Origin of the sequence: Neorhizobium sp. BT27B (genome assembly GCF_050455485.1) — a bacterium.
In the GTDB taxonomy this organism is placed as follows: domain Bacteria; phylum Pseudomonadota; class Alphaproteobacteria; order Rhizobiales; family Rhizobiaceae; genus Neorhizobium.
Window position 1 is genome coordinate 131769 of the sequence record NZ_JBCIYT010000014.1, and the last position, 10890, is coordinate 142658.

At 58.6% G+C, this 10890-nt stretch carries 7 protein-coding genes; 1 reads left to right on the forward strand and 6 read right to left on the reverse strand.

Annotated features, from left to right (window positions below):
• Nucleotides 1-209 precede the first annotated feature (209 nt).
• The 3 genes from AAIH70_RS26910 to AAIH70_RS26920 all read right to left on the reverse strand — a co-directional run bounded on the left by AAIH70_RS26910 (nt 210) and on the right by AAIH70_RS26920 (nt 4701).
• Complete coding sequence (locus tag AAIH70_RS26910; protein ID WP_132280107.1) at nt 210-3605, reverse strand: acyl-[ACP]--phospholipid O-acyltransferase; 3396 nt, start codon at nt 3603-3605, stop codon at nt 210-212.
• A gap of 92 nt (nt 3606-3697) precedes the next feature.
• Complete coding sequence (locus AAIH70_RS26915; RefSeq protein WP_132280110.1) at nt 3698-3979, reverse strand: YiaA/YiaB family inner membrane protein; 282 nt, start codon at nt 3977-3979, stop codon at nt 3698-3700.
• A gap of 35 nt (nt 3980-4014) precedes the next feature.
• Entirely contained in the window at nt 4015-4701 is a 687-nt protein-coding gene (locus AAIH70_RS26920) for a PspA/IM30 family protein (RefSeq protein WP_132280113.1), read from the reverse strand.
• 111 nt (nt 4702-4812) lie between these two features.
• Here AAIH70_RS26920 and AAIH70_RS26925 point away from each other — a divergent pair, with 111 nt between their 5' ends.
• On the forward strand, nt 4813-5421 hold the full coding sequence (locus AAIH70_RS26925; protein WP_132280116.1) for a TetR/AcrR family transcriptional regulator: 609 nt from the start codon (nt 4813-4815) through the stop codon (nt 5419-5421).
• Between the two features lie 604 nt (nt 5422-6025).
• Here the strand turns inward: AAIH70_RS26925 and AAIH70_RS26930 are convergent.
• The 3 genes from AAIH70_RS26930 to AAIH70_RS26940 all read right to left on the reverse strand — a co-directional run bounded on the left by AAIH70_RS26930 (nt 6026) and on the right by AAIH70_RS26940 (nt 10396).
• Nucleotides 6026-7612, reverse strand: coding sequence for a peroxidase family protein (locus tag AAIH70_RS26930; protein ID WP_430036761.1), 1587 nt, complete (start codon nt 7610-7612; stop codon nt 6026-6028).
• A gap of 50 nt (nt 7613-7662) precedes the next feature.
• Entirely contained in the window at nt 7663-8946 is a 1284-nt protein-coding gene (locus tag AAIH70_RS26935) for a cytochrome P450 (RefSeq protein WP_132280122.1), read from the reverse strand.
• Nucleotides 8947-9787: 841 nt separating this feature from the next.
• Nucleotides 9788-10396, reverse strand: coding sequence for a hypothetical protein (locus tag AAIH70_RS26940; RefSeq protein ID WP_132280124.1), 609 nt, complete (start codon nt 10394-10396; stop codon nt 9788-9790).
• Nucleotides 10397-10890 lie beyond the last annotated feature (494 nt).

Sequence of the window (10890 nt, forward strand, 5' to 3'; positions counted from 1 at the left end):
TTCCTATTGCGTAACGCCAGGCGTGCTAGCACGCAGGCGCCTCGCAGTCATCCGATCCCGAGCACTTGGCAGGCTAAAAAACCACGATCCCGCCGGATGCTCGTCTATCGAAATTGCTGGAGTGGCAAACATGGATATCTACCACCCAGCACTGGCATATATATCCGCGAACGGCGAGGCTCCGCCGCCGTTCGCGCTCAGCTCGATACTCAACCGGCATCCGCAGATGACTGCGAGGACAACACGAGTTTTCTCGCCGCCACGAAATCGACCTTGCCCGAACCCAGGACCGGTACGACACCGACATTGACCTCGGCAGGCACCATCATATCCATCGCCCCCTTCGATTTGGCGAAGCTCGCGAAATCGGCACGCGTGGCGTTCGGCGCGTCGGTCAGCAGGATAAGGCGCTCCCCCTTCTTGGCATCCGGCACGGATGAGACGACGGACAGGTTGCCCGGCCAAAGCTGACCAGCCAGCGCTTCCACGGCAGCCAGAGACACCATTTCGCCGCCGATCTTGGCAAATCGCTTGGCGCGGCCGCGGATGGTGACAAAACCATCCTCGTCGATGGTGACGATATCGCCGGTATCATGCCAGCCGCCTTCGAGCGGTTCCAGAACGCCGGGATTTTCGGCTCTCAGATAACCGGCCATGACATTGGCACCCTTGATGAACAGGCGGCCGCCTTCATCGATGCCCGGCACTGGTTCAAGCTTCCACTCCATACCCGGCATGATCTTGCCGACCGTGCCGGAACGGTTGAACATAGGCGTGTTGAGCGAGATGACCGGCGCGGTTTCGGTAACGCCGTAACCTTCGAGAATGCGAAGGCCGAATTTTTCCATATAGGTTTCGCGGGTCGACGCCTTGACCGGTTCGGCACCGGAAAAGATGTAGCGGATCGAACGGAAATCATAGGGATGAGCCGTGCGGGCATAACCGTTGAGGAACGTGTCGGTGCCGAAGATGATGGTGGAGTTCGACGTATAGATCAGTTCCGGCACGATGCGGTAATGCAGCGGCGACGGATAGAAATAGACCGGCACGCCGGCAACCAGCGGCAGGACAGTACCGGCGGTCAGGCCAAAAGAGTGGAAGACCGGCAGGATGTTGAACACCTTGTCGCCGGAGTGGAAATCGATACGCGAGGCCGCCTGGGCGGCATTCGACAGGATGTTGCGATGGGTGAGCACCACGCCCTTCGGAGACCCTTCGGAACCGGAGGTGAAGAGGATGACGGCGGTATCTTCCGCCGTCTGCTTCACCAGCGGTTTGTATCGGCGGATGAGGCCCAAAACCTTGTCGAAGGCGTTGATCGTCTGACGCAGATCGTCCAGCCAGACAATGGTCACTTCCTTTTCGAGTTCGGCGATGATGGGCGCAAGCTTGCCCTGCGTGACGAATGCGTGTGAGCACAGGACATGCTTCACCTGAGCCGCTTTGCAGGCCGACAGGATATTGGCGGCACCGGCGGTGAAGTTCAGCATGGCTGGAACCTTGCCGGCCGACATGACACCGAGCACGGTTGCAGCAGTGCCATTGGCATTCGGCAGCATCACACCGAGCGTCTTTTCGTTCGGGAACATCGCCTTGAACTTTGCGCCCAGAACGGCGGCGCCGGTGAGGAGCTTGCCATAGGACAAAGGACCGCTGATCGGGTCTTCGACGGCAAGCTTGCCGCCACCCTTTTCCTGCGCCGTTTCGATGATGCGCTCGAGCACGGTGAGGTTGGTGTTGGTGGTCTTGAACAAGAGCATCGACATGATCTTGTAGAGCGCGGCACCGGCGGCGATACGACGCATGCGACCCTTCAGGTCTTCCGGCACTTCGAGGCGCACCGGTTCAAGGATCGTCACCTTGACCTTGGGGAACAGGCGGCGACGCACCTGACCGCCGGAAAGCCTCGAAAAATAGCTCTTTTCCAGACCATCGATACGGACAGGCACGATCATCGAGCCGGTCTTGTCGGCCACCATGGCAGCACCGTCATAAACCTTCATCAGCGTGCCGGTCACCGTCAGGCGGCCTTCCGGGAAAATGCCGATGGCGTTGCCATCCTGCGCCACCTTGATGAGCGAGCGCGTCGCCATCGGCTTGGTCGGATCGAGCGGCAGGAATTTGGCCATCTTCAGGAAGGGGCGAACCCACCACGCCTGGGCGATCTTGTAATCGACGGCGAAGACCGGCTCTTCCTCGGTAATGGCGAGCGCCAGCGCACCATCGAGAAAGCTGACATGGTTGAGCGCGATGATCGGCGCGCGGCCGGCCTTGCGGATGTTTTCCAGACCTTCGACTTCCAACCGCATGAAGGCGCGGAACAGGATCGAGATGAAATCGCGAAACGGATTGGTCGGCAGTGTCTTCAGCATCAGCCATGCGACGCCGATATTGATGATGGACAGGCCGAGAATGATCATAGGCACCGACATGCCGACCGCCTGCAGAACGGCGACAAGTGCAAGACCGATGGTGATGAACAGGGCCGACAGCACGTTGGCGCCACCGATGACACGGGCACGGCGTTTTTCATCCGCCCAGGTCTGCATGGCGGCAAAGGTCGGGACGGCGAGGAAAGCACCACCGATCGCCATGCCGGCAAGATCGATCGCCACACGGATGGTGTTCTGGCCGGCGAAGAAATCTGTGATTGTCTGCGCATGCGTGGTGGACTGCAGACCCCACAGGTTCCAAGCAAGATCGATGCCGAACAGGGCGATGATGGCGGTGCCGACCGGTGCCGGCAGAAGCACGACACGGCCGGCCGACATCCAGCCGGCGATGGCCGAACCGACCGCAATCGAGATCGCGAAGATGGCGAGATAGGCCGGCACGACGAGTTCTGAACCGCCGAGAATCTCGCTGACCATGATCGGCAGCATCGACATGACGAAAGCGCCCACGAACCAGAACCAGCAATTCATAAGCGCCGAGCGCCAGACGCGAGTATCCTCGCGCAATTCCTTCACCAGCGTCAGGCTGGAACGCAGCACATTTTTGTCGATGACGAGAGAGGGCGCCTGAGCGCCGGTGCGCGGGATCATCCGTGCCGACAGCCAGCACAGGACCGACAGCACCATCATCATCGGGCCAAAGATCCAGACGCTGTCCCCCTCGGCAAAGGCAAGAGCCGCGACGATCGTGCCGGTGAGGATGGCGATGAACGTGCCGCCCTCGATCCAGGCATTGGCCTTGGGCAGATCCCGGGTTTCGAGAAGGTCCGGCAGGATGCCGTACTTGATCGGGCCGAACAGCGCCGAGATGACGCCGAAACCGAACAGGGCGACCATGAGAACGGAAATCGAAGAAAAGGCGATGCCGATGACCGAGATGGCGGCGATGCCGATTTCGGCAAACTTCAGCCGTTCGGCCATCTGCGCCTTGTCGTGCTTGTCCGCAAGTTCGCCGCCGAGCGCCGACAGGAGCAGGAAGGGCACGATGAAGATACCGCCCGCCAGCGTGACGAGGGCCGCACCTTCGGCGGCCATCGTTGCCAGGATGAGGAAGATCAGCGTCTGTTTGAGAAAGTTGTCGTTGAAAGCGGAGAGGAACTGCGTCCAGAACAGCGGCGCAAATTTTTTCGATTTCATCAGACTATCGTGCATGGCGCTTTCCTTTTCGGTCGCGGCAGGAAGACCACGGAGATGTTAGGCAATCATTGAAAGCCAGAACAACTCCGCGGCATCGTTAACGAATTTTAGTTGTCGCTGTCGCGGTTGAACTTGACGAGCAGCTTCTCGGTCTTGGCGTCTTCGATCTTCCGGATCAGCTTCTCCGATTCCGAATTGTCACGCAGGGTTTTGGTGATGTTCACTGTTGTCTGAACAAGCATGATGATGCCCATGGTGAGATAACCCTTGCCCCACAGATCGAGCGGCATCATCCAGAGACCCAGCGCCAGCATGAAAGCTGCCGCACCAAAAGAGATGTAGGAGAAGCTGACCCAGCTGGCGGAATGTTTCTGAAAACTGTCGTTCATGGTGATGTTCCTTCGTAAGATTGTGCGAATGAGGTTCAGGCGGTTGCTTCGAGGCGGGTGCGAAGACGTGCCAGCACGTCATCGGCGGAGGAGCGCAGCGGCGCACCGCACCCGGCCTCTGCCAACCGCTCAATCAGACCGGCCGTGCGGGACGGGCCTTCCATCTGCCTGAGCACGGCGGAAACCGTGTCCGTCTGTTTCTGGCGATCACGCAGGCGTTCGAGTGTCCGCTCGGCGTCATCCAGCGTGGCGAGGCTCACGCCGCTCGCGGCGTGATCGATCTTCTGCGCGGCATCGGTGGCACGGGCCAGACGCTCTCCGCGCTGCAGTTCCTTCAGGCGCCCTTCCGCCGCGCGTACTGTTGCCTCGAGGTTGGCAATTGCCGCAGAGAACTGGGCCTGTGCCTGCTCCGACGCGGTGCGTTCGGCTTCGAGGAATGCGATCGCATCCGCCGCTTCGCGGGCCAGATGGTCATTCCCTTTGGAGAGTGCTGTCAGCGTGCGCTCCTCAAGATCGACGATCCGCGACAGGATCACCGCATGCTGGCTGCGCTCCTTTTCGTTCTGCGCAATGGCAACAGCCAGCGCATATTGTGCCGACTGGATGGCCTGAGCCGCTTCGCGGATCTGCTGGGCGAGCAGAGGCATGGCGTGTCGATCAGCGACGGCCTGTTCCGCATCATGTGCTTTACCGCGCAGAAGTGTTGCAATCAGGTTGAACATTGGGCCTCTCCCGTTTATGAACACTGTTCACTAATGAATGGATCGCATAATTCTGAACGATGTTCAATAATTATTTTGAACATCGTTCATAATTTTATTGGGATGACTGGCATGGGTCGACGGGAAGACAAACGGGAAGACCTGCGGGCAAGGTTGCTGGAGGCCGCACGCGAGCGGATCATGCGCGATGGCCTTGCGAACCTGCGCGCACGCGACGTGACACAGGATGCCGGCTGCGCACTCGGCGGCCTCTATAGCGCCTATGCGGATCTCAACGATCTGATCATTCACGTCAATTCGACCACACTCAAGGCGCTCGAGCAGTCGCTGGCGCTGGCGGAAGTGAAATACAAGTCGCCGACCGATCGCCTCCGCAATCTGGCACAGGGATACCTGAAATTCGCAGTGGCCAACCGCAATCTCTGGAAGGCTCTGTTCGAACATTATCTGCCGGAAGACACGCCCTCTCCCGAATGGCACCTCGAGGAACACCTGTTCCTTATGAGTGTCATCGCCGAACCGCTGTCGGAACTGCAGCCGGAGATGAGTGCGGAAGACAGGGCAGTGCGCGCACGCACCCTGTTCGGTGCCGTGCACGGCATCATCAGCATTACGCTGGAAGCACGCTTTGTCGGCCTGCCGCCGGAACGGCTGCAGCGCGAACTCGATGAGATCATCATTATGATCGCTGCCGGTGCCGCGTCGCTTCGGGAAAGCTGAAGCCTCAACGGTGTCGATCGTCGTCGACGCGATCCCGGCTGATGGCACCGCCTGTTTCCGTCCGCTTCAGAATCCTGAATAGCTCCTCATGGCCTGCACATAGTCTGCAAACGCCATGGGCATCCTGACGGCATGAAAAATCACCTCATCCCAGATCGCTCCGCCCTTCCCCGCCTGCCTGATCGCCTCCTCACCGAGAGCTGGTGGCTGGAAGAGAAAACGGATCCCGAAGACAACATCCTATCCGCGTTCACGCGCTGTGATGGATCCCGAAATCTCCAGCCAAGCCATCGTGAGGTTTCGACATGCAACTGACGAAGGCTGAACACATCGCCCTGCACCAAGCCTTTGGCGCTTGACGCTTCCATCCGGACGCAGATCCTCAATCTCCTGAAGGATCTGCGTATATGCTCGATCCGGCCGTATTGTTCATCAGCCACGCCCTGCCAGTGGCGCGCCAGATACGCGGCCGGATCATCGTAATCCACACAAAACGGGGCATGACTGTGTTTCGGCGCGGAATATTGAACGCCGATAAGCGGTCAACATTCCAAGCCGATTGACAGCTTCCATCTGATCAGCCCAGGCGAGGGACGATAAGAGCTTAAAACTGGACGTGAGTTCTACGCCAGTCATTCCGGGTCATCCTGATCGTCGTCACATCGGGATCAGGTGGCGTCTTCGCCCCGATATTGCGCGCAAGGATATCGGAAAGACTTCCGGTCTTCTCGATTGTCTCCATGCCGTAATCGCTGAATGTCTTCACGTTGAAGACTTGTTTCGACAGGAGGGGGTTGTTGAGTGCCTGAGAGAACGCATCCAAGGCCACCATGGCACCGAGTAGAGGCGGCATCGGCGTATTGGGACCGTTGTCCTCGGCAAACAGTCCGACATAGAAATCGACATTGTCGGGATGGCCATACAATTCTTTGAGTTCCGCGCGAAGTGCATCGTCAGCAGTCACGCAATCGAAGCCGTCGATCGGTTTCATTTTCATCGCCTGGCGATAGGCATTGTAGCCCTGCAAGCACTGGTCGCGGTTCTGCTGGATCGCCAGCGTTTCAATCGTCATGCCCCGCGCCAGAAAAATCGCCGTGTTGTGCAGATCCAGTTTCGTCGCATGTGTTTCGGCAACCCATTTGAAGGCGCTGTAGAGCCCCGCCTTCACCAGCAGCGTGTTGTCCAGCAACATCGTCGCAGAATCGACCATGCCGCCGTTCCAACGCATCTTTTCCGGGATCAAAGAATGCCAGCGGTAAAGAAGCGAGAATTCCACCGTCATCCAGTTGGGACGGTTCCACGGCGCCGGCCATGCGACAGCCGGATCGGCCCTCAGGTGGAGACAGGCCGAAGAGATGTGGTTGATATATTCTTCGACGACGACTTTGATGAACAGTACGATGACGACGTTGCGAGCTGTCTCGAAGACGCGAGTGTCATCCCAGTCGGGATTGCATCGCTCCAGTTGACCGGCGAGGCGATTATGTTCCCTCAGGAACAGAGTGTTCATCATACCGACAAGCGCAGTCGAATTGGCCCGGTCGCCACCGACTGCGAAAATGTAGCGACGAGAATGCTCCCCTGCCGACCAGTCGTCATGCATACCCAGCGGCTTGTCGAGCAGACCGGCACCATGATCGTCGATGAACTCCGTGCTGAGGTCACTCGTATTCATCTGGTAAAGCGAGGGCGGAAACTCTTCACCCTCGATATCCTGCGATTTCAGTCGCCCCTTGCGTCCAGGTTCTTCCGAGCACAGCCTCAGCGCCTTCGTCTGCGCAGGCGTGCGACCGTAAAGCGGAGAAAGGTCGATATCATGGTTCGACGTAGTCTTGCGTCGATCCTTGGAATCCGTTCGCAGAAACCCGTCGGTAAGATACTGGGCGAAGATGGGAAATAGCAGGGTCGACTTGGGACACTCCCGCTGCACCCCGTCGCGCGGAACAAAAAGCGCGGCAACGTCGGTCACCGGCGGCAGGTCCGTTCGCGGTTGGGCAGGCGGGATCGAGCGGCCGAGATAGGTCTTGTCGGTGAGTGACGTCCACGAGGTGTAGCTTTCGCATGTGCTTAAGGGGTGCGGGCGAAAGGCTGCGGCATTGCAGGCGAAATTGATGATGAGCCTGTTCGCTAGCCTTGCCAGGAATGGCATCTGCTCGACCAGCCACCACAGCGAAGCGAAATTCTGCAGCACGTAGCTGCGGAGCCGATGCCCCAGTCCATCGCATCTCTTGCTCCGCGCGCTCATTCCGCCATGCCCCCCGTTGAAACATTTCCCGCAGCAGCCGCAGGCCCCCAGGTGACAAGCAGATGCTCGGGAAACGGACCGCCTGCAAAATCAGGTCCGGCATCAGCCTGGGCGGACCTGATACCGGGGATATGCAGGATCTGCCGCACCGCCTCGGGAATGGCGACCCGCCCGACATGACGACCCAGGCATTCGTGATGTCCCAGCCCGAAATGGAGGTAGGATGATGCGGGCCGCGATGCATCAAACCTTTCGGGATCGGGCATCAAAGCGGCATCGAACATTGCCGAGCCGGAACAGACCGCCAGCAGACTGCCGGCCTTGATCGGTGTGGCATAGCTGGTTCCCTCGCCCAGCACGCGATCGACTTCAGCAAAGCGGAACTGGAAAGTCGTGATCGGATTGAAGCGAAGCGCTTCGAAGACATGCGCATCGAACAGGTCGGTAGCGCCGGCGGCATCGGCGGCCAGCGCAGCATTCATCCAGTCCGGGTGACGCAGTAACTGGTCGGTCGCCTGGACGATCGCGGCACTCGTCGTTTCGATCGCGCCGACCAGGAGGCCGCAAACATTGCTGACGACCCGCTCAGGCGGCAGAGCCGCCCCCTTACCGCTCGACAGGTTTATCAGTCGTTCGACCGTTGTATCACCGTCGAGAGGAGCGGCCGCCCATTGCCGGGCAAGAAATGGCCAGAGCCATGCCTGCATGTCGCTGCCCGCAGCATGGCATCGCTTGAGGACATCGTCGTTGAACGGGAAATTGCGGAACATGCCATGCTGTGTGGCAAAGGACCAACGCAGCAACTGGTCGTCGGCAGCATCGAAACCGAAGATGCGCTGAACGATCCGCAGCGGCACCTTGCGGGCGATCTGCGGAACGATGTCCAATGTGCCTCCAGCCGCGCCGATCGCCTCGCGCACGACCTCCGCCGCAAGCACGCGGATCGCCGGCAGATCCTCCCAGCGCATTACCGACTGCATCACCCCTTTTTCTTCCCAGTTCAGCTCGGTCTCGTCGCGTGCGAGCATGAACGGCCCGACAGACGGGTCCATCGGCAGACGGTTGGCCCTGACGGAGTAGAGGGACGGTTGTGACAGAATGTCGAGGACATCGGTCGCCCGGGTGACAAGGGTGAAAGGGGACATCGGCAGGATGGGACGATCTGCCCTGAGTTCGGCATACATGCCGCGCCAATCGCTGCGAAGCCATCGGATGAAGACGCCCAGGGCCGCTTGCGGACCCTGCGACATTGCGGAATCGAATTCAGCAAGAAATGCCATGCGCTACGATCCTCCTGTTTTTGCGGACGGGGAGCATCACCCGTGGCGCGCGGCGCAGCGGCGCCGGGCGGGTCTCCGGCGGGTTCTGTCTTGCCGCGTCCCGTCTCGAATGGAACCTTTGCATTGATATGGATTTCAGGGCCTCCTATCTGCGGCGACGTCCCTGGCGATCCGAGGCTGTGTGCTAGAGCCACGTAGGGTTGGTATCGGCTTAGATTGAGTACCAGCTGGCGGGTCTCTGCCTGAAAGCCTTCGTCCCCGACCGGCGCGACACATATTCATCGGTCCAGCGCAAACGGCCGGCAATCTCATCCAGAACACGCCCGCGGCGAGTCAAACCGATCCCGCTGCTGACAAGCTTGAAAAAAAGCGCCAAGCGTTTCAAGTAAAGCTTGTTTCTGTTCGCTCTAAGATCGGATCATAGGTGACGACGTGGACCCCTACTCCTGAGCCAACGGTTTCAGTGATGGCATCGCGCCGCTCTCCTTCCCCTCGGCCAATGGTCGCCAAGCCCATGCACGCACATGATCCAAAGCGTTGCAGGCATTTCGTGACCCTGTATCTGAACGCAGTTCGCACTAGATCGGTGATTTAGATCCTATAACCAATCCACTGCGGCCGTTGGCAAGGAGGCAATTTAGAACCAGCATCAGGCCATAGGCAATCGAGCAAGTCAGCTGGTTAATGAGATCTTCGACAACAAGCCACTGCGATCCTGGGGATCCGAGGGGAACGCGTGCCACGCTCCTTGTAAGCTTTAGTATCCTCCACCCCCTTGAACCACCTGAAGCTGGTAATCGGCCACAGCCCGCCAAGAATGATGATCCTTCGCTTCCGAGACCTAAAAGACCGGGTCGGTCGGAGGATGGCGCGGATCCTGAGGATTGATGTTCACTTCGTAGGCCAGCGGCCGGGTGCTGATCAATCTAAACCTGCCATCCACGATGCTGATTGAAAAGAGACCCGCGCCGGCACCATTGGGCGGTACGCACGCTGCCGTCTCTCCAACGCGGCGTGTTTTCGTATCGATTGTTCTGAATGTGCTGTGCAGATAATCGATATTCTCCTTAGTCATGCGCGCTGTGCCGACGGCTTTGCCGAAGCCTGCATTGGTATCTTTCACGCAGAGGCCATGATTGCCGACCTTGCGCGACGTCACATCCTCGTAATGGCAGGAACCATCCCTCGACTTCCCCCACATCTTATGCGCGTAATAGAAGACGCCATTCTCATACTTGATGAATGCAAGCGCAAGACATTGGTAGTGGCCCAGTATCGTCCTGCTTTGCTTGCTGACGTTCTTTACCTCCCCGTAATAGACGGGGTCGCCTGTTTCCTGTGTCCAAAAGTGAAGTCGTGAGGCGATTAGGTCAGGATCGGTGACGGTCTCAGCGCAAGCGCTAGATATACCGAACATAAATGCAATGACTGAAGCCGCTGCTTTCCACATTGCGCCCTCCCAGAATATATCACATTTATCAGTCTATACTCAACCGCCGGCAACGAACGATACTACCGAAACGTGCACTTGACAACGCCCCCCTTTCTCACCGGTGCGCCGAGTTTCAATGCCCCAGCAGCTCAAGGCCGGATAGGCCACCGGTGACCAGACCCTGCCGTAAGGAAACGAACAAGCGACCCCGCTTTTATTGACCTGATTTCCTGGTTAAGTCTCAAGAGGTCAATAGGTTAGAGGTCCTAGTCGCCATCGGTAGTCACCACTGCTGGGTTCACCGCCTGTAGGAACGCCTCTGTTTATAGTTTTTTGAATTCACAACTTATGGACGCACTCAACAAGGCGACGGTGCAGCCGATGAAACTCATGCTGAACGGCATAAATGGCGACTATCTCCGAGACATACTTGAGATGGTTGTTTGGAGACACTTGTTTTGACCGCACCCCGTTGCTGTGGTGCGTTTGTATTCTGGCTATTTGTTTTTTGG

What these genes read in the sequence shown, in the direction of transcription:
- AAIH70_RS26920 (WP_132280113.1), bottom strand. Translation starts at nt 4,701, where the DNA reads ATGTTCAACCTGATTGCAACACTTCTGCGCGGTAAAGCACATGATGCG.
- AAIH70_RS26910 (WP_132280107.1), bottom strand. Translation starts at nt 3,605, where the DNA reads ATGCACGATAGTCTGATGAAATCGAAAAAATTTGCGCCGCTGTTCTGG.
- AAIH70_RS26925 (WP_132280116.1), top strand. Translation starts at nt 4,813, where the DNA reads ATGGGTCGACGGGAAGACAAACGGGAAGACCTGCGGGCAAGGTTGCTG.
- AAIH70_RS26915 (WP_132280110.1), bottom strand. Translation starts at nt 3,979, where the DNA reads ATGAACGACAGTTTTCAGAAACATTCCGCCAGCTGGGTCAGCTTCTCC.
- AAIH70_RS26935 (WP_132280122.1), bottom strand. Translation starts at nt 8,946, where the DNA reads ATGGCATTTCTTGCTGAATTCGATTCCGCAATGTCGCAGGGTCCGCAA.
- AAIH70_RS26940 (WP_132280124.1), bottom strand. Translation starts at nt 10,396, where the DNA reads ATGTGGAAAGCAGCGGCTTCAGTCATTGCATTTATGTTCGGTATATCT.